Raw genomic sequence first — 24,603 nt, 5'->3', positions numbered from 1 at the left:
CGCCCAGGTGACGGCGCCACATCCAGGACCGCGCGCGCTCATCGGACGCCCACCGGGTGACGCTCGCGTCATTCGGGCCTGTATGGGCGTTTTGCGTAGTTAGTCTTGTAAGTGCTTTCCAGGGTTTTTTAGGACAAAGGAGACTCGATGCGTAGAAAGATTCTCGCGGGCTTGGCCGGTGTCGCCGCCGTCGTCGCGCTCGCCGGACCGGCCGCCGCGGACACCACGGGCGACACGATCGTGACCCTCACCGTCGACGCCGCCGGTGGCCTGTCGATCACCGTACCGGCGTCGGCGAACATCGGCCACGGCGTGGAGGGCTCGACCGTCACCGGCCAGCTCGGCCCGGTCACCGTGCTGGACCAGCGCGGGTCGCTCACCCCCAACTGGACCGCAACCGTCATCTCCACCGACTTCGTCACCGGCGGTGGCTCCTCCGGAGAGACGATCCCGAACATCAACGTGCTGTACTGGTCCGGCCCCGCCACGGCGACCGCCGGTGGTGGCACCTTCACACCGGGTCAGCCCACCGCCGCCCAGCAGGTGATCATCAATGTCCCCCGGACGGCGATGAGCCACACCGGCGGCACCGGCAACAACTTCGCCACCTGGAACCCCACCCTGGTGGTGAACATCCCCGTCGGCACCGTCCAGGGTGTCTACACCGGGACGGTGACACATTCGGTGTTCTGAGCCGCTCGGCCGGCTGGTGCTGCTGGCCTCGGTCGCCCTCGTGGCGCTCGGGGTTTCGGCGGCACCAGCCGTTGCCGTGCGGGAGCAGCGACAGGACCCGGCCGAGGAAGCCGCCATCAGCATCCGGATGTTGGACATCCCCGCCAGTCGGGTGCAGGATCCCCGGGCCCAGGTCTACATAGTGGATCACCTGAAGCCCGGCACGACGATCCACCGCCGGGTCGAGGTGCAGAACACCTCCCCCGAGACGCAGAAGATCGAGTTCTACTCCGGCGCCGCGTCTGTCGAGAACAACGCCTTCGCGGTGCCCGAGGGGCGCACCGGGAACGAACTGAGCGGGTGGATCCGGCTGAAGACCGCCACGATGCAGCTCGACCCGGGTGAGCGACGGCCAGTCGAGGTCGAGCTCGCGGTGCCGAGGAAGGCGTCGAAGGGCGAGCGGTACGCGGCCATCTGGGCGCAGGTCACCAGCGCGAAGGAACGCACCGGCAACGTCACCCAGATCCACCGGGTGGGCATCCGGGTCTACCTCGACGTCGGTCCGGGCGGTGAGCCGCCGACGGACTTCCGGATCGAGGGGTTGGCCGCGGAGCCCGGCGCCGGCGAGTTCCCGGTAGTCACCGCGAAGGTCACCAACACCGGCGAACGCGCACTGGACATGACCGGCACCCTGGCGCTGACCAAGGCGGCGGTCCAGGCCGGCCCGTTCAAGGTGACAAACGGTGTGACGATCCTGCCTGGCCAGAGCGGTCAGGTGCGGGTCGAGATCAACCAGGCTCTGCCCGCCGGGACCTGGAACGTGCACGCGAAGCTCGCCAGCGGCACCGTGGAACGCACCGCGACCGGGAAGATCGTCCTACCCGTCGCGGCGCCGATGACGGTGGCGACGTCCAGCGGGCCGAGCTGGCTCGTCTACACAGTCGGCGGGGTCGCCCTGCTGGTGCTGGTCACCCTCGGCGGCTGGTACCTCGTCCGCCGGCACCGGACCCAACTGGCCTGACGTCACCCGACAAGAAACTGCCCGGCCGTTCCCCCCGGAACGGCCGGGCAGCATCGTCCGACGAGTCGATCATGCACGTGTGGTGGGTGCCCGACTTGAGACCGACACCCACCACAACCCCATGATCGACACGGTCGGGGGTGCGGGGGTGGGGGGTGGGGGCTAGATGACGGAGTGGGTTACCACTGCCACGTAGTCGCCCACCACCACCCCGGACGGGAGGGTCACGAACAGGGTGGGGTTCCAGGTGGCGGAGTTCGGGCCTCCGGTCTGGCCGGACCACCCGGCGGCAGTACGCGGCGTGTTCAGCACCGCCCCGGGCTGCGGGACGAAGGATCCGACACCGGTGCTGGCAAGCGCGGGCCCCGAGGCGTACGTGATGTTGCCGTTGGGGATGGTCTCGCCGCCCGAGCCGGAGCCCGTGCTGAAGCTCGTGCTGGAGACGACGCTGACCCAGTTACCGGAGAACGGCCCACGGTCGTCGATGACGGTCACCGGACCGAGCTGGCCCGAGACGCCGGTCGTGCCCGAGGTGACGGTGCCGAGCGCCGAGATCGCCGGAACGCTGATGGAGAGCCCGCCGAGCGGGGTGATGACCAGGTTGACCGGTCGGGTGGCGGACTGGTTGAACGAGTCGGTCACCCGCACTGTGAACGGGAACGTGCCGGCGACGGTGGGGGTGCCGGAGAGCAGGCCGGTCACCGGGTCGAGGGCCAACCCGGCGGGCAGGCTCCCGGCGCTGACCGACCAGGCGAACGGGCCGGTGCCGCCGTTCACAGTGAGCTGGTACTGGTACGGCTCATACGCCTTGCCGGGTGGGGGCGGTGGGAAGGTCAGCGTCGGCGACGCGTTCACGGTCACCGACCCGGAGGCAGCCGACTGCGGGCCGGTGCCGCCGGCGTTCGTCGCGGCCACCCGGAAGGTGTACGTGGCGCCCGCGGTCAGCCCGGTGACGATCTGGGTCGTGGCGGTTGCGCTGAAGACCCGGGGTGTCTGCGCCACCCCGCTGAGATACGGCGTCACCGTGTAACCGGTGATCGGCGACCCCCCGTTGGCCGGGGCCGTCCAGCTCACAGTGGCGGCGTTGGTCCCGGCGGTGGCCGAGGTGTTCGTCGGCGCTCCCGGCAGCGTGTACGGGACCACGGCCGCCGAGGGCGGGCTGGCCGCGCCGGTCCCGAACGCGTTCACCGCCGCCACCCGGAAGGTGTACGACGAGCCCGCTGTCAACCCGGTCAGGGTGCGGCTGGTGGTGGAGGCGTCGAAGGTGAGCGTCGGTTGGGTGACGCCGTCCCGGATCGGGGTGATCAGGTAGCTGGTGATCGGGCTGCCGTTGTTCTCCGGCGCGGTCCAGCTCACTGTGGCGCTGGTGATGCCCGCGACAGCGGTGGGCACGGTAGGCGTGCCCGGGGTGGACGCGTAGACGAAGTTCGCCGACCCGGCGACGCCCCGGGTGACGACGCTGACAGTGACCGTCGCCGGACTGGAGCGGGCGGGCATGGCGGAGATGGCCAGGGTGCCGTTGGAGTTCACCGTGAAACAACCGGCGGCCGGGCCGGAGGTGCACGGCACCAGCAGCACCGACGTGCCGGCCTGCTGTTCGGCGGCCGTACCGATGGTGATCGCTGTCGCCCCGGTGAGGTTGCTGCCGCCGACGGTGACCCCGATGCCTCCGGAGACCGAACTCTGGTCGGGGGTGACTGTGACGCCGCTGGGCGCGGTGGCCGGCGCGACCGGCGTGGTGCTGGTGGCGAGACCCGGGTTCGCGTCGATCGACGACGAGGTCGCCACCGTCGCCGTCTGGATCTGCGTCGGCGTCACGCCGGTGCCGGTGACTGTGGCGACGACGGTGATGGGTGGCAGGGAGGTCCCGCCGGCGAACGGCGCGTTGCTGTTGGTGCAGGTGATGGTCTGTCCGGACGGTGCGGCGCAGACCCAGCCGGAACCGTAGGCGGCGCGGGGGACGACACCGGTGGGGACGGTCTGGGTGACCGAGATCGGCGACGTCTCGGTGGCCCCCGCATCGACCCCCGCGGTGATCGAGTAGGTGACCGGGTCACCGGGCTGGGGGGAGGTGCCGACCGAACTGGTCTGCGCCACATTCAGGTCCGGCACCGGGTTGAAACTGACCGCCCGAGCGTTGTCGACCTCGTGGAAGTCGGTGACCGAGCCGGTCGAGCCCACCCAGCCGAAGGCGAGTTGCCGGGGGTAGCCGCTGGCGTTCAGCCAGGTCGGCGACGGGTACAGGCTGGGTGACACGACTGGGAGGCTGCCCGACAGGGTCCGCGCCGACCCGCCGACCGGCGTGAACCTGACCCGGTACTCGCCGGCCGGAACGGTGATCCCGGTGTCGGTGGTGAACGGCGACGCGGTGGTGTTGGCGACCACCTCGACCGGCACCAGCGAGGCCGCTCGGGTGCTGGCCCGCAACGCCAGGGCCGCCGACGAGGTGGTGGTGGCGGTGCTGTTGATCGCGCAGTAGCCGACGCCGTTTCGGCCCGGCCCGCGGATCACGACCTGGCCGGGGACGCGCCCGCCGGTGGTCGAGATGTACGGCGGGTTCGTGCAGCCGGTGCCCTGGTAGGTGCTGTTGCTGTAATTGCCGAAGACGTCCAGCCCGACGCCCAGGTAGCCGTTGGAGAGGCCCGCCGACACCCCGCCGAACGCCGCCGAGTAGCCCAGTGAGCCGCCCGGCTGGCCGAGGGTGGTCGGGGGTCTCGGGTTGGCCGGGTCGACGGCGGCCAGGACGAAGGCGAGACCGTCGGCGCCCGGGTTCGTGCCCCCGTACTGGTAGGTGTTGAAGGTGACGTGCAGGCCCTGCGAGGTGGGCACGCTCACCGCGCCGAACACGCCACCCTGGCGGGTGACGGTGGCCGGGGTGAGGCGCAGCTTGCCGGAGCCCTGCGGGTCGGTGGAGCTGGTGCAGCTGAGCAGCGGGCCGGTGGTGGAGTTGCCGGCAGCGGTCAGGCAGGCGGCGTTCGTGGCGAGGACGCCGGGCACCGTTGGCAGTGCCACGGCGCCGATGCCGTTCGCTGTGTTGTTGCGGAAGGGTTGGTCGAACAGCACGGAACCGGCCGCCGAGGCTGGAAGTGGCGCGACAGCGAGAACTCCCACTGTCGCGGCTGTCGCCAGCGCGGCGATGCTGCTCGGACGACGCCGGCCCCGAAACGACATGTCCAACTCCCAGTTTTCACTCCAGTCTCGATCTGGACTATATCTCCCAAAAACACCCATATTTCTCGTACGGGGATAAAGCCGACTGCGGTACCGGATCACGCGAAAGCGGACCGACCCCCTCGGTCACGCCGAGGAGGTCGGTCCGCTGAGAGTGGAGGCGGTCAGCCCTCGATGTCCCGAGGGTCACGGCTGCGGGGGTAGGTGTTCTTCTCCCCGATCGTGCCGTCCTGCTTCTTGACCACGTGTTCGACGCCCCGGTCGGCCGCCATCTCGCGGCCCTGGGCCTGCGCGTCAGCCTTCACGTCATGCGTGCTGCTGGCCCGCTCCTGGCCCTCCGGCTTGTTCTTCCACTGCCCGTCCTCGTGGTACGTGTCGACATCACCCTTGGCCATGGCCGGCTCCCTCCCTGCGTCTGCACTGTCCCCCCAATCAGTGCCCCGAGCCGGGCCGGGCAAACCGCGGTCCTCAGGAGACGGCCGGGCAGTTGTTGCTCACCCGCCGCAGGATCTGTTCGCGTTCGTCGGTGGTGATGCCCGACGGCTTGCCGTCGAAGTGGGTCTCCACCTTGTCCCAGCCGCGGCGCTGCTCGTAGTGCAGGTGCGGGGCCCCGGAGTTGCCGGTGCTGCCGAGCCGCCCGATCTGGTCACCCTGGGCGACCTTCTGACCGACAGAGACCAGTGGCGGTTCGAGCATGTGCAGGTACTGCGTCTCCCACTTGCCGCCGTGGTCGATCTTCACCCAGTAGCCGCCACCGCGCCCCCGTGGGCCGTCCGGGTCCTGCGGGGTCCGGCCGCCCAGCGAGCCGTTGATGCCCGCCACGGTCACCGTGCCCGCGTACGAGGCGAGCACGGGCCGCCCCCACGTCTCGCCCTCGACCGGGAAGAAATCGACGTCGTAGTCGTCGTGACCGGGGTAGGTGCTGAGCTGCCACGTCTCGCCGCAGGTCACCGGCATCTGAAAGAGCGGACGCGGCCCGGGCGGTCGCAGCATCGGCACCGCGACCACCACGACGCCCAGAACGGCCGCCACCGCGACGAGCACGAGCAGGACGCGGATGGCACGACTTCGGGGGCGGCGGTGGGAGCGGGATCTGGTGGGGCGACCGGTCGTCACCGGCCCGAGCATGGCAGACAGCGGCAACATCCCGGCTCCGAGGTCGCCCTCACACAGCCTTGACATTGCAGTCGAATCGCAAACGAGATACCGTCGGATGCAATGCAGTTGTATTGCAACGAGAGTGGGCTGTCATGCAGGTGATCGCATTGTCCGAGGCGACGGCCGCCATGAGCGCCCTGGTCGGCGGCAAGGCGGCCGGGCTGGGCGAGCTGATTCGGCACGGCGAGCGGGTCCCCGACGGTTTCTGCGTCACCACCGAGGCACACCGGCTCGGCGTCGTGCCCACTGCCGAGATCGTCGCCGCGTACCAGCGGCTCGGCGCGGGCCCGGTGGCGGTGCGCTCCAGCGCCACCGCCGAGGACCTGCCGGACGCGAGCTTCGCCGGGCAGCAGGACACCGTCCTCAACGTCACCGGCACCGCCGAGCTGATCGCCGCCGTCGAGAAATGCTGGGCTTCGCTGCACGGCGACCGCGCGACCGCCTACCGCGACGCCCGCGGCATCGATCACCAGACGGTGCGGATGGCCGTCGTCGTGCAGCGCATGGTCACACCCGCCGTGGCGGGAGTGCTGTTCACGGCGAACCCGCTGACCGGGCGTCGCGACGAGATGGCCGTCGACGCCGCCCCCGGCCTCGGCACGACGGTGGTGGACGGCGCCGCCGCCGTCGACCACTACACCCTCGACGGCGTCACGCGCACCGAGGCCGGGTGCCTGACGTCCACACAGCTGGCAGGCCTGCGCGCCACGGGCGAGCGGTTGCAGGCCCACTTCGGCTGCCCGCAGGATGTCGAGTGGGCGATCGACGCTGACGACGTGCTGTGGCTCCTCCAGTCCCGGCCGATCACCAGCCTGTTCCCCGCACCGCCGGTCAGCGAGAAGCCCCTCCCCCGCGTCTACCTGGAGTTCGGGCACGTTCAGGGCATGCTGCAACCGGTCACCCCGATGGGCATGTCGACACTGCGGACGCAGATCGCCGCGATGCTCGCCGCGCTCGGGGTGCGGGTCGAGATCGTCGACATCGGCGGCCGCCTCTACGGCGACCTGACCGACCTGGCGCGCGACCGGTCGTCCCGCAAGCGACTGGTGAAGCTCCTGGCTGTCGACTTCGGGCCGCGCGCCCAGGCGGTGATGCAGCACGTGCTGGCCGATCCCCGGTTCGCCCCGACCAGCGGCGGGGTCCGGCGCGGTGGGGCGTCCGGGGGCGCGTCGCTGCGGACGGCCCGCCGCGCGGTGGTGGGGATCCTGCGGGCGCTGGCCCGTCCCGAGGCCGCGCGGACCCGGATGTTCGAGGCGATCGAGCGGCTGAAGGTCAGCTCAGCCGCCCCCGCCGAGCTGCTCACCACCGCCGACCGGCTGCGCTTCGTGCAGGCGCAGGACGACGACACCGACGACACCGACGACAGCGCCGACGCGATCATGTGGCCGATCGTCGCCGGGATGCTCGCCGCCGCCCTGCCGACCGCCCTGCTCAAGGGCATCGCCGGCCCGGACGAGGTCCACACGGTGCTCGGCGGCATGCCGCACAACGTCACAATCGAGATGGACCTGGCCCTGTGGCGGCTCGCCCAGGGCGTGGGCGACCACCGCCAGCTTCTCCTCGACACCCCGCCGGCCGAGTTGGCCGCCCGCCACCTGCGCGGGACGCTGCCCGACATCGGCATGACGGCTTTCCTGGACGCCTACGGGCACCGGGGCGTCGCCGAAGTCGACCTCGGGGTGCCGCGCTGGGCGGAGGACCCCACGCCGGTCTTCGCCGCGATCGCCAACTACCTACGGGTCACCGATCCGCAACAGGGTCCCGACCAGCGCTTCCAGCGGGCCGCATCGACCGCGGAGACAGCGTTGGAGGAACTGGTCACCCGGGCTCGCCGTCGGCGGCCGGTGCGGGGCAGGATCGCCGGTTTCCTGTTGCGCCGGGCGCGGTCGTTGGCCGGCCTGCGCGAGGCCGGCAAGTTCGCCGGGTTGTACCCGCTGCGCGAGACCCGTCGCCAACTGCTGCTCATCGGCGCCGATCTGCACGGCCGCGGCTTGCTGGACCAGCCCGACGACATCATGTTCCTGACCCTCGACGAGGTGCACGGCTGCGTACACCAGGGTGTTGATCTGCGCGGCACCGTCACCGCCCGACGGACCGTGCACCGCCGGGAGCTGCGGCGTCGGACGGTGCCGGTGGCACTGCTCTCCGACGGTACGGATGTCGAGACCGTCCTGCCGGTGGCATCGACAGGCGACGGGACGCTCGCCGGAGTGGGTGCGTCGGCGGGTCGGGTGACCGGCCCCGCCCGGGTCGTGCACGACCCGGGCACCGCCCACATCGAGCCCGGCGAAGTCCTGGTGGCCGCTACCACGGACCCCGGCTGGACCCCGCTGTTCCTCACCGCGGCGGCGCTGGTCACCGAGACCGGCGCGATCATGGCGCACGGCCCGACGGTGGCCCGTGAGTACGGCATTCCCGCGGTCATCTGCGTGCCGGACGCCACCCGGACCATCACCACCGGGCAGCTCGTCACGGTGGACGGCGGCGCCGGAACCGTCACGCCGCACGGACCGGCAGCCCCCGATCAAGAAGGACGACAATGACCGACACGAAGACACCGACCAGGGCGCGGGTGGGCCCGCTGCTGCGTCGGGCGGCCGAGGTCGAGGCCGCGACGTGGCGCAGCCTGTACGTGTGGGCGCGGCGTCGTCCACTGCCGCTGGGGCCCGGCGACGAGCCGTTCGGCTATCTCGGCGTGGTCAAGCCGATCCTGGGCATCTTCATCGGCCTGTCGGTAGTGGAGATCCCGATCTTCGACGTGGTGGTCACCCACGTGGTGCCGTGGCGGCCCGCCCGCTGGATTGTGCTGGGCCTCGGCATCTGGGGTCTGCTCTGGATGATCGGCCTGTTCGCCAGCATGACGATCCACCCCCACGTCGTGGGCGACCGCGGCCTGCGGGTGCGGCTCAGTTGGGGCATCGACATCTGGATCCCGTGGACGGACGTCGAGGCGCTGCGCAAGCGCTACCGAACGCTACCGTCGAGCAGATCGGTGCAGGTCGAGCAGGACGGCGACCGGCGGGTGGTGTCCATCTCGGTCGGCAGCCAGACCAGCATCGACGTCCTGCTGCGCCGGCCGCTGACCTTCGACCTGCCCAAGACCGGGTCCACGCCGGTGAACGAGCTGCGACTGTACGCCGACGACCCGGACGGCCTGCTGCGCAGCGCGCGGGGCACCCCGGTCAGCCGGACCGTCAGCCGGTGACCGCCGCGCTGGCGGAGTCTCCGGGCCACCCACTGTGAAACGATCGAGGCCATGCCCAAGAAGGTCGATCACCAGGAGCGACGCACCCTCATCGCGGACGCGCTGATGCGGGTCGCCGCGGATCAGGGCCTGGAGGCAGTCAGCCTCCGACACGTGGCTGCCGAGGCCGGGGTGTCCGCCGGGATGGTCCAGCACTACTTCCGGACCAAGGACGAGATGATGGCGTTCGCGTTGAGCGTGGTGCGTGAGCGCAGCCAGCTCCGGGTCACCGAGGCGGTGGCACGACTGGGCGAGACCCCGTCGCCTCGACTGCTGCTGCGCACGATGCTCGCCGCGCTGCTGCCGCTCGACGAGGGCACCCGCGACAACGGACGGGTGGCGCTCGCGTTCCTGGCCTACACGGCGGTGCGACCGTCGGCCGCGCCCAGCCTGCACGAGGACACGGCACAGTTCACCGGGTTCATCGCCAGCATCCTGCCCGACCGCCACGGCACCGCCGCCGCTTCCGGCCTGCTGGCGCTGATGGAGGGGCTCGGTGTCTACCTGCTGGGTGGGCAGTACACCGCCGAACAGGCGCTGGGCGCGCTGGACGCCCACCTCGACCTGCTCTTCGGCTGATCCGGTCGCAGCTTGGCGTTGGCCCCCCGGCCAGGGTGGTCGGCAGACCAGGATGAGCCGATGAGCCGCGTCCACCGGTCCCGGCCGGTCCTGGTCGAGGAGGCGCACCGGGCCAGCGCCTTCGAGATCTTCTTCGACCTGGTCCTGGTGTTCGCGCCGACGCGGCTCATCGGTTTCACGGCGGAGTCGTTGGACCCGCTCCCCCTCTACCAGGGGCTGCTGCTCCTGCTCTGATTCTGCCGAAGTCGCGGTGTCCCGCTGCCGGGGACACCGCGACTTCACCGAACCCGAGTGGATCACGCCCGGCTCAGTGGGTCGGGATGCCCCGCGCCTTCAGTCGGCGCAGCTCGTCGGCGGACATCAGCCAGGTGGAGTTCGTCGTCCCCAGGCCGAGGAGCACCTGGTCGAAGGAGTTGCCGTCGTTGTCGTCGGTGTAGCAGACGCTCACCTCACCCCAGGGCGACGCGGCGACCGCGAAGTGCTCCTGGCGACCGGTAGTGGTCTGGCTCAGCGCCTGGGCCACCAGCCGGCCGGTGGACGTGCCGTCCGGGTTGAGGCCGCGCGCCCAGACGTCCGGGTTGGTGCCGGACACCGTCCAGCCCACCACGACGTTGTCCTGGTCGTCGATGCCGACAGCGGGAGCGATGGCACCGGTGCCGGCGGAGACCGGCACCTCGTCGTGCCGGGCCGTACCCGTCGCGGTGAACGATCGGGCCCAGACACCCCGGGTGCCGAGGTGGTCGGATTCCCACCCGACGGTGAAGTCACCGGCGAAGTTCGCCGCGACCGAGGCACGCTGCTGCTGTCCGCCGCTCTGGGCGTTGGCCGTCCGCCGCGACAGCGCCACGGCGCCGTTGGACCGGGCCAGCCGGGTCAGCCCGATGTTGTACGAGCCGTTCGCGTCGGCGTCCTCGTCCCAGACCACCAGCGCCTCGCCGGCGGCGGACACCGCCACGTCGGGACGGTGGTGCGTGCCCGTCGTCTGTGAGGCGGTCACCTCGTACGCCTTGGTGGTGGGCGCGGTGAAGCCGGCGGCCTTCACGGTGGCCGGCGCGGTTCCCTGCACGTCCTCCCAGACGACTGTGAAGGCGACGGCGGCGGTGGTGGGCGCGCCGTCCGGGTCGACCGAGACCTTCGGCCAGATCTGCTGTCCGGCGTCGCTGGCGTTGGCCTGTCCCGAGCCGAGCACCGCGCCGGCGGGTGACACCACCCGGTACTGGATGTTGTAGACGCCGTTGCCGTCGCCGTCGGCGGCCCAGACCACCACGGCGTTGCCCTTGTCGTCGAGCCCGACGTCGGGGCTGAGGTGCCGCCAGGCGGCTCCGCTGGTCCCCCCGGTGGAGAGCTTCAGCTCGTACGTGGGGGTGCTGTCGCGGAACAGCCGCAGGTAGATCTCGCTGTGGGTGTCGTCCTCCGGGGCGGCGCCGTCCCGGTCGTCCTCCCAGACCACGGCGACGTGGCCGTTGCGGTTCATGGCGATGGAGGGCAGGTCCTGGTCGCCGGTGGCGACGCTGTTCGCGGTGGTCCAGGTGACCGCCTCGGCGGTCATCGCGGTCGGGCCGGGAACCACGTTCGGGACCAGCAGGGACGCGGTGAGCAGTGCGGTGATCACGGTCATGATGGTTTTCTCCCTTACCCGGCCTGCAGGCCGGGCTGGCCGTCGAGGATGACGAACGAGCGCACTGTGGACGCCGCCGCGCCATGCTCGGTCACGGTGTTCACCGCGCGGAAGTCCGCGCGGACCTGGCTGCGGCTGATCGTGGTACGGACGTAGCCGCGCCGGTCCGAGTAGAACTTCAGGTGCGGGTTGGCTGCCGCGTTCGGGACCGTGGTGCTGCCGCTGCCGTTGCCGGTGGAACTGATCGAGGTGCAGACCAGTTCGGTGCCGATGGTGGCCGAGGAAGGGTTGGCGTAGTCGGCCTTGAGATCGTTGGCCCACGAGCGGTGCACGTCGCCGGTGAGCACCAGCGGGTTGCGCACCCCACGCTGCTGCCAGCCGGTCTGGATCCGGCTGCGGGAGGCCCGGTAGCCGTCCCACGCGTCCATGCTCGCCGCCCCGTTCGCGTCGAGCTGCTGGGCGAAGAAGACCTGCTGGCCGAGGATGTCCCAGGTGCCGTAGCGCTGGGCCAGCCCGTCGAGCAGCCACGCCTCCTGGCTGGCGCCGGTCAGCGACCGGGAGGCCAGGTCCGCGTCGGCGCAGACCTTCCAGCCGTCCCCGCACGCCTGGTCGTCGCGGAACTGCCGGGTGTCGAGCATGTGGAAGGTCGCGAGCTGCCCCCACCGGACCCGCCGGTACAGCGGGATGCTGTTGCCGGTGGCGGCGGACGCGGGTCGCAGGGGCATGTTCTCGTAGTAGGCCCGGTACGCGGCGGTGCGCCTGGCGGTCCACTGGGCTGCGGTCAGCGTCGGGCTGCTGTCGTTGCGGACCATGTTGGCGTAGTTGTTCTCCACCTCGTGGTCGTCCGGCACCACCAGCCAGGGTGCCGCCGCGTGGGCCGCCTGCAGGTCCGGGTCGGACTTGTACAGCGCGTACCGGCGGCGGTAGTCGGCCAGCGACACGATCTCGGCGCCAACGTGCTGTCGCACCGAGGAGGTGCCGACGCCACCCTCGTAGATGTAGTCGCCGAGGTGCAGGATCAGCCCGGGGTTGTCCTCGGCCATCCGCCGGTACGCGGTGTAGTAGCCGGCCTCGTAGTGGGCGCAGGAGGCGAAGGCCATCACCAGGTCGCGGCCGAAGGCGCTGGGCGCCGGGGCGGTCCGGGTCCGCCCGACCGGCGAGATCTGACCCTGGGCCCGGAACCGGTAGTAGTAGTCGGAGTCGGCGGCGAGCCCGCCCGCGATGGCGTGCACGGAGTGCGCGTCGGCGTACCGGGCGACCACCGAGCCGGAGGCGACCAGCGAGGTGAACCGGTCGGTGGCGGACACCTGCCACTCCACTGTCACGTCGGCGTTGGCCATGCCGCCCTGCCCGTCGGCGTTGAGCGGGGATGGTGCCAGCCGGGTCCAGAGGACCACGCTGTCGGGCGCCGGGTCACCGGACGCCACACCGAGTTTGAAGGGGTACGGCACCGCGGCGCGGGCACCCTGGAGGGGTGTCACCGCGACTCCGGCGGTCATCAGTCCACCTAGGACGAATATGCGACGGCTCAGCCTTGTCATGGTCAACAGCCTCGGGAACGTCGATGAACGGCGATGGCTGCGCAGCGGAATCCGACATGACGGAATGCTGTCCTCGCCAAGGCGTTCAGGTGTCCGGACCGCCGGGGCCGGGGCCGGACTTTCAGGTGAGCGGAGACGGCGACTCGGCGCCGGGGATCACCAGCGTCGGTGTGCCGGCCCCGTCCGCACTGACGCTCCAGACGTCGGGCTGGCCGTCGTCCCGGCGCAGGGTGTACGCCAGCTTCCCGTTGTCCAGCCACGCGGCCTGGTCATCGACGCTGCGGACCTCGGCGGTCGCGGTGACCCGCATGCTCGACAGGTCCAGGACCGACAGCCGCCAGCCCTTCGCCGGGTCGGCGTCGACCGCCTCCTTGAACGCGAGCCGGGTGCCGTCCGGTGACAGCGACGGGCACTCGACGTTCTCCTTCAGCGTCTCGACCGTTCGAGCCGCGAGGTCACCCCGGACGAGGTATCGCCTACCCCCGGTCGCCATCGTCGCGTAGAAGCGGTTGTCGTCGGCGGTGAAGGTGACACCCCAGTAGTTGACGTCCGCGTTGCGGTAGCCCCGCCCGTCCCGGGTGATGGCGAACTCCTCGAGCGAGGCCACCGTGGCGCCGATGCGGGTGTCGAGGATGCCGGTGCGGGTGGAGAAGCCACTGGCGGTGTACGAGTCGCCACCGACGAACGTCGTCCAGGAGACCATCCGGCCGGAGGCCGAGACCCGGGCCCGGTTGGGCAGCCCCGGCACACTGACCGCCCTCGTCTGGCGCAGCGTCGCGTCGAGCACGACAACCTGGTACGACCAGGCGGTCTCCGGCTTCAGGCAGACGCCGGTGCCGGCCGCCGCGTACACCCGCAGGCATTCCAGGCCGGCGACGGTGCGCGGCCCGCCGGGGTCGGTCGCGGCGACGGTGGAGACGTGCCGGTCGGTGATCGCCAGCAGGCGCGGCCCGGGTGCCAGGGTGACCGCCTGCGCGCCGCTGGCGGGCGGCGGCGTCCCGGGCGCCTCCGCGGCGGTGGCGGCGTAGCCGACCGCCACCGCGCCCAACAGCACTGTCGAGGCGACCACCACGCCGAGCTTCGCTCGGGTCGGCATCGCTGTCATCGGGGCACCTTCCGGGTGGTGAGTCGGGATGGGGTGGCCAGCAGGAGCAGCGTGCCGACGAGAACACCGGCGACGGCCACGGCCGCCACGCGGATCGCGGTCTGGGGCCCCCACGCCTGCCAGGCCAGACCGAACAGCACCGAGGACACGAGGTACGCGAGCGCCTGCCCGGTCTGCACCAAGGCGATCCCGGTGGTCCGCAGGCGCGCCGGCAGCACCGGACCGGCGAGCGCGATGAGCACCCCGTCGGTGGCCGCGTAGAAGGCGCCGTACAGCGTCAGCGCCAGGGCGATCAGTGGCCAACCGTCGACCGGGCCGGCCAGCAGCAGGTACGTCGCACCGAGGGCGGTGTAGCCGCCGATCACCACCGGCAGGCGACCGATCCGGTCGGCGAGCACGCCGAGCGGAGCGGCGAGCAGCAGGTACGCCAGGCTGGTTCCCACCGCGAGCAGCGGAAACCAGCGCAGGCCGAGGTCCATTCGGCGTTGCAGCAGCAGGTAGACGAAGCCGTCGCCGATGGTGGCGAGCCCGAGCAGCGCGGCGGCCAGCACCAACCGCCGGGGCCGTCCGCGGCGCAGCAGCCCGAGCGCCTCGCGGACGGAGACCTTCGGGTCGTTGTTCCCGTCCGCCGCCTCGCCGGGCGGTCGCTCCCGGACGAAGAGCACCAGCACCACGACGGCCAGGGCCGCGATGCAGAAGCTGGTGACGAAGACCGCGTCGTACGACTGCCCGACGACCAGCAGGACCGCGAACGCGGCGAGCGGCCCGAGGAACGCGCCGACGCTGTCCATCGCCCGGTGCACTCCGAACGCGCGACCCAGCGCCTCGGGTGGCGTGGAGAGCGTGATCAGCGCGTCGCGTGGCGCGCTCCGCACCCCCTTGCCGAGCCGGTCGACGGCGATGACGGCACCGATCGCCGGAATCGACCGACCGGCGAGCAGCAGGCCGAGCTTCGCGACCGCCGAGAGCGTGTACCCGAGGCCGGCGATCAGCTTGCGCCGCCGGAACCGGTCGGCGGCGAAACCGCCGACGACCCGCAGCAGCGCGGTGGCGCCGGTGTGCACGCCGTCCAGCACACCGAACGCCACCGGGCTGAGGTGCAGGCCCAGCACCAGATAGAGCGGCAGGACCGCGGCCACCATCTCGGCCGACACGTCGGTGATCAGACTGACGGCGCCGAGCGCTACGACGTTGCCGCTGACCATCGCGAGCCGGCGGCGTCGAGGCCCCGATCCCGGTTGGTCGGCGACCGGTCGGGAGACGGTCGACAGGTACACGAGCATCTCCTCTGATCGGCAGTCGACGGGCTGCCATCGTCCGTACTCGGTGCAGGGCGCACAACGGACCGCGAGTGGCGTCCGGGCGTGGGTCGGGTGAACGAGCTCCCAACAGCGAGGTGTTCGCCTGCCGGGACGTGGTGTTCATCCGGCCGTCGCCTCCCGGCTCATCGACCTTCCTACATTCCTTGCGCTCTTCCCACGAGGCAAGGAGTCCTGATGGACATTCGATTCCCCCGTCCGTCGGTGACGCTGGGGGTGGTCACGGTGATCGTCGCCGCGACCGCCGCCGTCGTCGTGACAAGCGCCGGCGCGGCGTCGGCGGCCAGCGTGACCTTCACGCCCGTCGCCGACACCTACGTCCAGAGCGACGCGGCCACCACCAACTACGGCACGTCCACGCAGGTCGTTGTCGACAACTCGCCAGTGCGGCGCTCGTTCCTGCGCTTCACTGTGAGCGGTGTCAGCGGCACTGTGACCGGCGCCAAGCTGCGACTGCGCACGATCAGCGGCAACAGCGGCAGCGACGCCGGCGGCACGTTCCGCCGGATGTCCAACACGACCTGGTCGGAGACCGGCACCACCTGGAACAACCAGCCGACCATCGACGGGGCCACGCTCGGCACTATCGGCGCGGTCAGCGGCAACACCTGGTACGAGGTCGACGTCACGGCCGCGGTCACCGGCAACGGCACGTACAGCTTCGGCGCCACCTCGACCAGCGGCGACGGCGCCTACTACGACACCCGCGAGAGTGGCGCCGACGCTCCGCAACTGGTGGTCAGCACCGGGAGCACCACGCCACCCCCGTCGGGCGACCCGGTGTTCGTCGGTGCCGGCGACATCGCCGACTCGGGCTCCGGCGACAGCGCGACAGCGACTCTGCTCGACAGCATCCCGGGAACGGTCTTCACCACCGGCGACAACGTCTACGACAGCGGGACGGCGTCGCAGTTCAACAACTACTACGAGCCCACCTGGGGTCGGCACAAGTCCCGCACCCGCCCGTCGCCGGGCAACCACGACTACAACACGTCGGGCGCGACCGGCTACTACAACTACTTCGGTACGTCGGCCGGCCCGAGCGGTCGCGGCTACTACTCGTTCGACCTCGGCAACTGGCACGTCGTGTCGCTGAACTCGAACATCAGCATGTCGGCCGGCTCGACGCAGGAGCAGTGGCTGCGCGCGGACCTGGCCGCCAGCAGCAAGCCGTGCACCATCGCGTACTGGCACCACCCGCTGTTCACGTCCAGCTCCAACCACGCGCCGTCGACGTCGACGCGCCCGCTGTACCAGGCCCTCTACGACTACAACGCCGACGTCGTGGTCTGGGGGCACAACCACGTGTACGAGCGGTTCGCACCGATGAACCCGGCCGGTGGCGCCGACTCCAGCCGGGGTCTGCGCAGCTTCGTCGCCGGGATGGGCGGTGCCAGCCACTACGGCTTCGGCACCATCCAGCCCAACAGCGAGGCGCGTAACAGCTCGGCGTGGGGTCTGCTGAAGTTCACCCTGCACTCCAACAGCTACGACTGGCAGTTCGTGCCGGTGGCCGGCCAGACGTACACCGACAGCGGCAGCACCACCTGCCACTGACGGACGCGTGCCCCCTGTCCGCGAGGCGGGCAGGGGGCACGTTCGAACCGTCAGGCGTCAGCGGGCCGTGCCGGCGCGACGCTTGTTGTAGACGTCGAAGGCGACCGCGACGAGCAGGACGAGACCCTTCACCACCGACTGGGTCGACTGGTCGATGCCCATCAGCTGCATGCCGTTGCTCATCACCGCCATGATCAGACCGCCGACCATCGCGCCCACCACGGTGCCCACGCCGCCGGTTACCGCCGCGCCGCCGATGAAGGCCGCGGCGATCGCGTCCAGCTCGAACATGTTGCCGGCGGCGGGCTGAGCGCCATTCGACCGCGACGAGTAGATGACGCCGGCCACCGCGGCCAGGAAGCCCATGTTGACGAACATCCAGAAGTTGACGGTGCGGACCTTCACCCCGGACAGCGCCGCCGCCGACAGGTTGCCGCCGATCGCGTAGACCTGGCGACCGAAGACGGTACGCCGGGTGAGCAGGCCGTAGACCAGCACCAGGACCGCGAGGATGATCAGCACGATCGGCAGCCCTCGGGCGTGCGCCAACTGCCAGGCGAAGTACATGAGGACCGCGCCGACCAGCACGACCCGGGCGACGAAGAGCGGGAACGACTCGACGGGCTGCTGGTAGCGGATCCGCGCCACCCGGGTACGGAAGCCGCTGACCGCGTAGCCGGCCACGGCGATCGCGCCGATCAGCAACGTGAAGGCGTCGAAGCCCTGCCCGCCGAGCAGGCCGTTGAGGAAGCCCGCCGCGACCTGCTGGTACTCGGACGGGAACGGCGACAGCGAGATGTTGTCGAGCACCCGCAGGGTCAGACCCCGGAACAGCAGCATGCCGGCCAGGGTCACGATGAAGGCCGGAATGCCGGCGTACGCCACCCAGAACCCGTGCCACGCGCCGACAGCCACGCCGACGACCAGCGCGGCCACGACGCCGATCCACCAGGGGTGACCCTGCTGGATCACCAGGACGGCGGAGACCGCTCCGGTGAGCGCGACGACCGATCCGACCGACAGGTCGATGTGCCCGCCGATGATCAGGATGACCATCCCGATCGCGAGGACCAGGATGTACGAGTACTGGAGGACGATGTTGGTGATGTTGCCGGGGCTCAGCAACACCCCGTCGGTCAGGACCGCGAAGAGCGCGACGATGACGACCAGGGCGACGTAGATCCCGCTCTGCCGCAGGTTGTTCAACACCAGCGCCCGCAGGTCGCTCGTCCCGCTGTGCAGGGCGGCGGTGGGCGGGCTCTCCGGGGGCGTGGGGCGCTCCGTCGAAGGGGTCTTGATGCTGGTCATCCGACGAGCTCCTTGTCCTTGGTCATCAGCTCCATGAGGCTCTCCTGAGTCGCCTCGGCCACCGGCATCTCGCCGGTGATCCGGCCGGCGGCGAGGGTGTAGATGCGGTCGCACATTCCGAGCAGCTCCGGCAGCTCGGAGGAGATGACGATCACCGCCTTACCGGCGGCCACCAGCCGGTTGATGATCGTGTAGATCTCGTACTTGGCGCCGACGTCGATCCCGCGGGTGGGCTCGTCGAGGATCAGCACGTCCGGGTCGGTGAACAGCCACTTCGACAGCACGACCTTCTGCTGGTTGCCGCCGGAGAGCTTGCCGACCACCGCCATCACGCTCGGCGTCCGGATGTTCATCTCCTTGCGGCTCGACTCGGCAACCTTGATCTCCTCGTTGCCGTTCACCCAGCCCAGGCGGGACAGCCGGTCCAACGCGGCGGCGGACACGTTGCGCCGCACGTCGTCGATGAGGTTGAGGCCGTAGCGCTTGCGGTCCTCGGTGACGTACGCGATGCCGTTGTCGATCGCCTCGGCGACGGTGCGTGCCTGCACCTCCCGCCCGTGGACGAAGAGTCGGCCCCGGATGTCGCGCCCGTAGGACCGACCAAAGACGCTCATGGCCAGCTCGGTCCGTCCGGCCCCCATCAGGCCGGCGATGCCGACGACCTCACCGGCGCGTACGGACAGGCCGACGCCCTCCACGACCATCCGGTCCTGGACCGGGTGCCGCACCGTCCAGTCTTCGATGCGCAGGACCTCGTCACCGGGGGACGACTCGCGGTCGGGGTAGAAGCTGTCCAGGTCGCGCCCGACCATGCCCCGGATGATCCGCTGCTGGGTCACCTCGTCGGACCTCATGTCGAGGGTCTCCACTGCGCGCCCGTCGCGGATGACGGTGGTCGAGTCGGCGATGGCGGTGATCTCGTTGAGCTTGTGCGAGATCATGATGCAGGTGATGCCCTGCTCCTTGAGTGCCCGCAACAGGTCGAGCAGGTGCGCCGAGTCGATGTCGTTGAGCGCGGCCGTCGGCTCGTCCAGGATGAGCAGGCGCACCTTCTTCGACAGCGCCTTGGCGATCTCCACGAGCTGCTGCTTGCCGACGCCGAGCTGGATGACCGGGGTGACCGGGTTCTCGTGCAGCCCGACGGACGCCAGCAGCTTCGCCGCTTCGGCGTTGGCGAAGTTCCAGTCGATGAGCCCGCTGCGGCCGCGCCGCTCGTTGCCGAGGAAGATGTTCTCCGCGATCGACAGGTACGGCACCAGGGCGAGCTCCTGGTGGATGATGACGATGCCGTTGGCCTCGCTGTCGCGGATGCCACGGAACTGCATCGGCTTGCCGTCGAAGAGGATCTCGCCGTCGTACGAGCCGGACGGGTAGACGCCGGACAGCACCTTCATCAGGGTGGACTTGCCGGCGCCGTTCTCACCACAGATGGCGTGGATCTCCCCGCGGCGCACTGCGAGGGTGACGTCCTCCAGCGCGGTCACGCCGGGGAAGGTCTTGGTGATGCGACGCATCTCGAGGATGGTGTCGTCCATTGTCACTGTCCTCCGTCAGGTCTGGACGTGGTACGCGCCCAGGCGTCGGGCCCGGCGGGTGACCGCCGGGCCCGACGAGTGGCTTACTTCTTGGCCTGACCGGCGGCGACCTCGTCCGCGGTCCAGTAGCCGGAGTCGATCAGCGTCGCCTTGATGTCGTCCTTGTAGACGGTCGCGATCGGCAGCAGGTACGCCGGGACGACCTTGACGCCGTTGTTGTACGTCTGGGTGTCGTTGGCCTGCGGCTGCTTCTTCTGCAGGAACGCCTCGGCGGCGTTCACGGCCTGCTCGGCCAGCAGCCGGGTGTCCTTGAAGACGGTGGAGCTCTGCACGCCGTCGTTGATCAGCTTGATCGAGGCGATCTCCGCGTCCTGGCCGGTCACCACCGGGAGCTTCTTCGCGCCCTTGCCGTAACCGGCGTTCTGCAGGGCGGTGATGATGCCGCGGGAGATGCCGTCGTACGGCGAGAGCACCCCGTCGACCTTCGAGCCGTCGTTGTAGCTGGAGGTGAGCAGGTTCTCCATCCGCTTCTGCGCGGTCTCCTGCTGCCACCGCAGGATGGCTACCTGCTCGGGGGTGGTCTGCTTGGACTTGACGACCAGCGTGCCGTTCTCGATAAACGGCTTCAGCGTGTCCATCGCGCCGCCGAAGAAGTACTGGGTGTTGTTGTCATCCAGCGACCCGGCGAAGAGCTCGACGTTCAGCGGCCCCTTGGCCGTGCCCTTCGAGCCGTCCTTGTTCAGCAGGCCGAGACCGACGAGCAGCGCGGTGCCCTGGGCGACGCCGACCTTGTAGTTGTCGAAGCTGACGTAGAAGTCGACGTCCTTGCTGCCACGGATCAGCCGGTCGTAGGAGATGACCGGGATCTTCGCGGCCGCGGCGGCCTGCAGCTGGCTGCTGAGCGCGGTGCCGTCGATCGCCGCGAGGACCAGAACATCGGCACCCTGGGTGATCATCTGGTCGACCTGCTGCGACTGCGTGGGGATGTCGTCGCCGGCGTACTGGAGGTCGACCTTGTAGCCCTTGGCCTCCAGCTTCGACTTCACCGCGTTGCCGTCGGCGATCCACCGCTCCGAGGTCTGCGTCGGCATCGAGACACCGATGGTCAGATCGCTCGGCTTCTCGTCGCCGGACTTCTCGCCGCTGCCGGCACCCCCGCCGCTGCACGCCGCCAAACTCAGCGCGAGTGCCGCGCCGCCGAGAGCAACCAGGAATTTCCTGCCCACGGGCTTCTCCTCTCTGGACTCCCCCGCCGACTGCCGGGGCCAAGTATCATCTTTCGGGTAGTGTTAGCGCTCACATAGATTGCGTCAACACCAGATCCGAAATACCGGTGTCACGGTCTCGTAACGGAGCATCCAGGCGAGCGTAGCCATGTGGCCGATCTGTCGGAAGGGTAGGACACGGCGACTCAGCGTGGCCGTCCGCAGCACTCTACAGACCGGTGCCCGTGGACGACGTCTGTCGTCCACGGGCACCGGCACTACCGTCGGATCAGGCGGGTCGCCGCGACCTCGACGATCGGCGACCCCGGTCGGCTACCGCTGCGACCACCGCTGGTTCGCCGCCGCCGTGCAGGTCCAGAGGATCACCGTGGTGCCGTTGGCAGTGGCGTTGTTGTTGACGTCCAGGCAGAGCCCCGACTGCGCGTTGCTGATCGTGCCGTTGGCGTTGACCGTCCATTGCTGGTTGGTCCCGCCGTTGCAGTCCCAGAGCTGCACCTTGGCGCCGGCCGCGGCGTTCAGCGGCGCGTCCAGGCACTTGCCCAGGGCTTGCAGGGTCTGACCGCTGCTGGTCCAGCGCTGGTTGGCGGCGCCGTTGCAGTCCCAGATGACCGGCTGCGTGCCGTTGGTCGTGTTGCTGTTCGGCACGTCGAGGCAGCGGCCGGAGGCGGCGCTGGCGTACGCGCTCGACGTGCTCGGCGGCGGCGTCGTCGGCGGAGTCGTTCCACCACCGCTGACCCGGTACACCACGGTGCCGTGCGCGGGGACGCTGGCGCTGATGGTCCCGCTGCTGGTGCTGGTGCCACCGGTCCACGCCTCCACCAGGGTGAACGACGAGCCGGACTTGCCGATGGCCGCGGCCGTGGTCGAGATCGTCGTCGTCGAGCCGCCCTGGTTGAGCAGGGCGACGGCGACGTCACCGTTGGCGAGCCGCTTGGCCAGCACCCGACGCGTGCCGTCGAACGACACCTGCGTTCCCTGCAACCCGAGCGAGTCCTGGTTGATCGCGATCAGGTTGGCGTTCTTGAGGATGGTCTGCGTCGCGGCGTTCATGTTCCGCACGTCGTTGCCGGCGATCAGCGGAGACGCCATGATCGCCCACATCGCGAAGTGGCTGCGCATCTCCGTGTCGTTCATGCCGCCGCGGCCGACCTCCATCATGTCGGGGTCGTTGAACCCACCCGGCCTCGCGTAGGACGCCAGCGGAACTGTCACGTTGATGATGTTCTGGATGCCCATCGGGTACCCGTTGCTCTGGCCGGTGTCCCACGCGTTGGTGATGTCCTCGGTGGTTCGCCACATGTTCGCCACGTCGCCCCAGTTGCGCTGCGGGCCGGTCTTGGCGTGAATGCTGTTGGAGTTGATGCTGTAGACGATCGGTCGGCCGGTGGCGGCCAGCGCGTCACGCATCTTGGCGAAGGTGGCCACCTGGTCGTTGATGCTGCCCTCCGGCGAGCACCAGTCGTACTTGAGGAAGTCGACACCCCACGCGGCGAACTGGCGCGCGTCCTGCACCTCGTGACCACGGCTGCCGGTCGCGCCCGGGTAGGAGCCGAAGTACTGCGCGCAGGTCTTGTCGACAGGCACCTGGTAGAGGCCGAACTTCAGGTTCCGGGCGTGCAGGTAGTCGCCGAGCGCCTTCATCCCGCTGGGGAACCGGCCGGGGTCGCCCTGGATGTTGCCGGAGCTGTCCCGGTTGGGGTTGAACCAGCAGTCGTCGACCACCACGTAGTTGTAGCCCAGGTCCCGCATGCCGCTGCTGACGATCGCGTCCGCCGTCTGCCGGATCAGCCCCTCGTTGATGTTGCAGCCGAACGAGTTCCACGAATTCCAACCCATGGGGGGAGTGCGCGCCACGCCGTTGTCCAGTGCCTGCGCCGTCGGAGCGCGAAGGCCGACCAGGGCACCGGCGAGCAGAATTCCGGCCGCCAGCGCGCTCCCCCAGCGACGACCTCGGGTATTGCGGTTCATCGAGCCTCCTTGTCGGTGACGCCCGCCCGTGATTACGATCTCTGGTCGGTACGCCGATAGTTGGACGCCATTTTTGTTAGCGTTAACAGAGACGCCCATCATGTTACGGCGACATTTCACGAGGTTCAATACCTTCACCGCGCCGTATCGCTTGCCATCGATTGGTGACGCTCATCCACCCATCGAGTCGCGTCTTATCGGGTGAGGACGCCGAAAAGTGGCGCGCTGGCGCTTACCCCGCACGCGCCGGCACCCTGGGCGGGGACGGCGGCGGGACCACTACCCGCATGCGGGGCGACCTACGGTTGGTCGACAGTCACTGGCGAGGTGGAGCGACGCTCTCGCGGGCGACCAGAGCGGGGGCGATGGTCTGCCGCAGCGCCCCACCGGTGCCCGACTCGATCTGGGACAGCAGCATCTGCAGGCTCGCTCGCGCCACCGCGTCGAAGTCCGGTCGGACGGTGGTCAGCGGCGGAATGAAGTACGCCGCCTCCGGTACGTCGTCGAAGCCGACCACGCTGATCTCGTGCGGCACCCGTCGACCGAACTCGTGCAGCGCCCGCAGCACGCCCAGCGCGAGATGGTCGTTGGCGGTGAAGACCGCGGTGACCTCCGGCATCCGCGCCAACATCTGCCCGCACCGGTAACCCGACGCCGCGGACCAGTCCCCCGGCATCGGCGGCGGCGGATCCAGCCCGGCGGCCAGCAACGCCTGCCGCCAGCCGTCGATCCGCCCCACGCTGTCGAACCAGTCGGTCGGCCCGGAGACGTGCCAGACGGTGCGGTGCCCGGCGTCGAGCAGATGTTGCGTCGCCGCCCGGGCGCCCGCCACCTGGTCGACAGTCACCAGCGGCACCGGCCGGCTCGGGTCACCGTCGACAGTGACCAGCGGGACATCCTTGGGAAGGCGCTCCAGCGCCTCACCGGCCGACTCGACCGGGGCGATGACCACGATGCCGGCGACCCGGTGCGACAGGTGCCGCTCGACGGCCGCCGAGATGGAGCGGTGGTCAAGGTTTCGCACGCTGCCGACGCTGACCGCGAAGCCCTCTTCGGCGGCGGTCTGCTCCAGTGCGGCCAGCAGCGACGCCGGACCGTAGAGCGTCGTGTTCTGCGCGACCACACCGATGACCTGTGATCGACCGGTCACCAGGGCGCGGGCCGCGCCGTTGGGGCGGTAGCCGAGTTCGGCGATCGCCGCGCGTACCCGAAGCCGGGTCTGCTCACGGACGTTGGGGTGCCCGTTGAGCACCCGCGACACCGTCTGATGGGAGACACCGGCGAGACGGGCGACGTCCGTCATCGCGGGACCGTGGACGGCCATTTCACTCCCCCCGCTACATCGCCGGCCCGCAGCCCGTCGACGTCGACTGGAGCGGCCCGGCCCGATCCCCCTCGCTCAGTCACCACGCCGGTGCTGAATCCCAGGTGACCAGCGCTGGATCGCCGACAGTCTACGCCAGCAACGACCCCGAACACGGCACGCCTGTGTGGGGTTCGCTCGACGCGCCGCGGCCGTACGCCGCGGCACCCGTCCGGAGTCCCCAACCAACCCACCCGGGACACGGTCCTGGTGTGGTA

General features: G+C 70.1%; 19 protein-coding genes. 7 read left to right on the top strand and 12 right to left on the bottom strand.

Translation table 11 applies throughout. The features are described 5' to 3' along the window. Positions 1-147: 147 nt before the first annotated feature. Both AB0B94_RS22490 and AB0B94_RS22485 read left to right on the top strand, forming a co-directional pair. Complete coding sequence (locus AB0B94_RS22490; RefSeq protein WP_357283248.1) at positions 148-693, top strand: hypothetical protein; 546 nt, start codon at positions 148-150, stop codon at positions 691-693. A gap of 76 nt (positions 694-769) precedes the next feature. Next, positions 770-1,693, top strand: coding sequence for a hypothetical protein (locus AB0B94_RS22485; RefSeq protein WP_357283246.1), 924 nt, complete (start codon positions 770-772; stop codon positions 1,691-1,693). 162 nt (positions 1,694-1,855) lie between these two features. On the opposite strand, the gene AB0B94_RS22480 is transcribed toward AB0B94_RS22485, so the two are convergent. From AB0B94_RS22480 to AB0B94_RS22470, 3 genes are all read right to left on the bottom strand, one after another. Beyond that, the gene (locus AB0B94_RS22480; RefSeq protein ID WP_357283244.1) at positions 1,856-4,864 is read right to left on the bottom strand and encodes a fibronectin type III domain-containing protein; all 3,009 of its coding nucleotides are present in this window, start codon (positions 4,862-4,864) and stop codon (positions 1,856-1,858) included. Between the two features lie 164 nt (positions 4,865-5,028). Continuing rightward, a complete protein-coding gene (locus AB0B94_RS22475) occupies positions 5,029-5,259 on the bottom strand; it encodes a DUF2188 domain-containing protein (protein ID WP_357283241.1) in 231 nt (76 codons plus the stop codon). Between the two features lie 73 nt (positions 5,260-5,332). Next, positions 5,333-5,980: a M23 family metallopeptidase gene (locus AB0B94_RS22470; protein WP_357283239.1), complete on the bottom strand. Its 648-nt coding sequence runs from the start codon at positions 5,978-5,980 to the stop codon at positions 5,333-5,335. A 134-nt stretch (positions 5,981-6,114) separates the two neighbouring features. Between AB0B94_RS22470 and AB0B94_RS22465 the strand changes: the two genes are divergently transcribed. The 4 genes from AB0B94_RS22465 to AB0B94_RS22450 are packed head-to-tail and all read left to right on the top strand — an operon-like array spanning position 6,115 to position 10,079. Continuing rightward, positions 6,115-8,565 carry a PEP/pyruvate-binding domain-containing protein gene (locus AB0B94_RS22465; RefSeq protein WP_357283237.1) on the top strand — a complete coding sequence of 817 codons (2,451 nt, stop codon included), beginning with the start codon at positions 6,115-6,117 and terminating at the stop codon, positions 8,563-8,565. After that, positions 8,562-9,227 carry a hypothetical protein gene (locus AB0B94_RS22460; protein ID WP_357283234.1) on the top strand — a complete coding sequence of 222 codons (666 nt, stop codon included), beginning with the start codon at positions 8,562-8,564 and terminating at the stop codon, positions 9,225-9,227. The genes AB0B94_RS22465 and AB0B94_RS22460 overlap by 4 nt, the downstream gene beginning before the upstream one ends. Positions 9,228-9,278: 51 nt before the next feature. Then, positions 9,279-9,845: a TetR family transcriptional regulator C-terminal domain-containing protein gene (locus tag AB0B94_RS22455; RefSeq protein ID WP_357283232.1), complete on the top strand. Its 567-nt coding sequence runs from the start codon at positions 9,279-9,281 to the stop codon at positions 9,843-9,845. Between the two features lie 60 nt (positions 9,846-9,905). Next, a complete protein-coding gene (locus AB0B94_RS22450) occupies positions 9,906-10,079 on the top strand; it encodes a hypothetical protein (protein WP_357283229.1) in 174 nt (57 codons plus the stop codon). Positions 10,080-10,152: 73 nt separating this feature from the next. Here the strand turns inward: AB0B94_RS22450 and AB0B94_RS22445 are convergent, their stop codons facing one another. From AB0B94_RS22445 to AB0B94_RS22430, 4 genes are all read right to left on the bottom strand, one after another. Then, positions 10,153-11,463, bottom strand: a complete 1,311-nt coding sequence (locus AB0B94_RS22445; protein WP_357283227.1) for a hypothetical protein — start codon at positions 11,461-11,463, stop codon at positions 10,153-10,155. A gap of 14 nt (positions 11,464-11,477) precedes the next feature. Beyond that, positions 11,478-12,962 carry an alkaline phosphatase D family protein gene (locus AB0B94_RS22440; RefSeq protein WP_357283225.1) on the bottom strand — a complete coding sequence of 495 codons (1,485 nt, stop codon included), beginning with the start codon at positions 12,960-12,962 and terminating at the stop codon, positions 11,478-11,480. Between the two features lie 163 nt (positions 12,963-13,125). Beyond that, positions 13,126-14,109, bottom strand: a complete 984-nt coding sequence (locus AB0B94_RS22435; RefSeq protein WP_357283223.1) for a hypothetical protein — start codon at positions 14,107-14,109, stop codon at positions 13,126-13,128. Continuing rightward, positions 14,106-15,386, bottom strand: coding sequence for an MFS transporter (locus tag AB0B94_RS22430; protein WP_357283221.1), 1,281 nt, complete (start codon positions 15,384-15,386; stop codon positions 14,106-14,108). The genes AB0B94_RS22435 and AB0B94_RS22430 overlap by 4 nt, the downstream gene beginning before the upstream one ends. A 219-nt stretch (positions 15,387-15,605) precedes the next feature. On the opposite strand from AB0B94_RS22430, the gene AB0B94_RS22425 reads away from it, so the two are divergent. Next, positions 15,606-16,985 carry a DNRLRE domain-containing protein gene (locus tag AB0B94_RS22425; RefSeq protein WP_357283218.1) on the top strand — a complete coding sequence of 460 codons (1,380 nt, stop codon included), beginning with the start codon at positions 15,606-15,608 and terminating at the stop codon, positions 16,983-16,985. A gap of 57 nt (positions 16,986-17,042) precedes the next feature. On the opposite strand, the gene mmsB is transcribed toward AB0B94_RS22425, so the two are convergent. The 5 genes from mmsB to AB0B94_RS22400 form a co-directional block, all read right to left on the bottom strand. Beyond that, positions 17,043-18,293: a multiple monosaccharide ABC transporter permease gene (mmsB, locus tag AB0B94_RS22420; RefSeq protein ID WP_357283216.1), complete on the bottom strand. Its 1,251-nt coding sequence runs from the start codon at positions 18,291-18,293 to the stop codon at positions 17,043-17,045. After that, complete coding sequence (mmsA, locus tag AB0B94_RS22415) at positions 18,290-19,828, bottom strand: multiple monosaccharide ABC transporter ATP-binding protein (protein ID WP_238669243.1); 1,539 nt, start codon at positions 19,826-19,828, stop codon at positions 18,290-18,292. The genes mmsB and mmsA overlap by 4 nt, the downstream gene beginning before the upstream one ends. Positions 19,829-19,911: 83 nt before the next feature. Further along, positions 19,912-21,054: a multiple monosaccharide ABC transporter substrate-binding protein gene (gene chvE / locus AB0B94_RS22410; protein WP_112624825.1), complete on the bottom strand. Its 1,143-nt coding sequence runs from the start codon at positions 21,052-21,054 to the stop codon at positions 19,912-19,914. A 312-nt stretch (positions 21,055-21,366) separates the two neighbouring features. Next, positions 21,367-23,022 carry a ricin-type beta-trefoil lectin domain protein gene (locus AB0B94_RS22405; protein ID WP_357283213.1) on the bottom strand — a complete coding sequence of 552 codons (1,656 nt, stop codon included), beginning with the start codon at positions 23,020-23,022 and terminating at the stop codon, positions 21,367-21,369. A gap of 316 nt (positions 23,023-23,338) precedes the next feature. Beyond that, positions 23,339-24,325, bottom strand: coding sequence for a LacI family DNA-binding transcriptional regulator (locus AB0B94_RS22400; protein WP_357283211.1), 987 nt, complete (start codon positions 24,323-24,325; stop codon positions 23,339-23,341). Between the last annotated feature and the right edge of the window lie 278 nt (positions 24,326-24,603).

It is taken from the genome of Micromonospora sp. NPDC048986, from assembly GCF_040649335.1.
Lineage (GTDB): Bacteria > Actinomycetota > Actinomycetes > Mycobacteriales > Micromonosporaceae > Micromonospora > Micromonospora alfalfae.
Note: the sequence above shows the minus strand (reverse complement) of the source record. Positions and strands in the feature narration are given on the sequence as shown.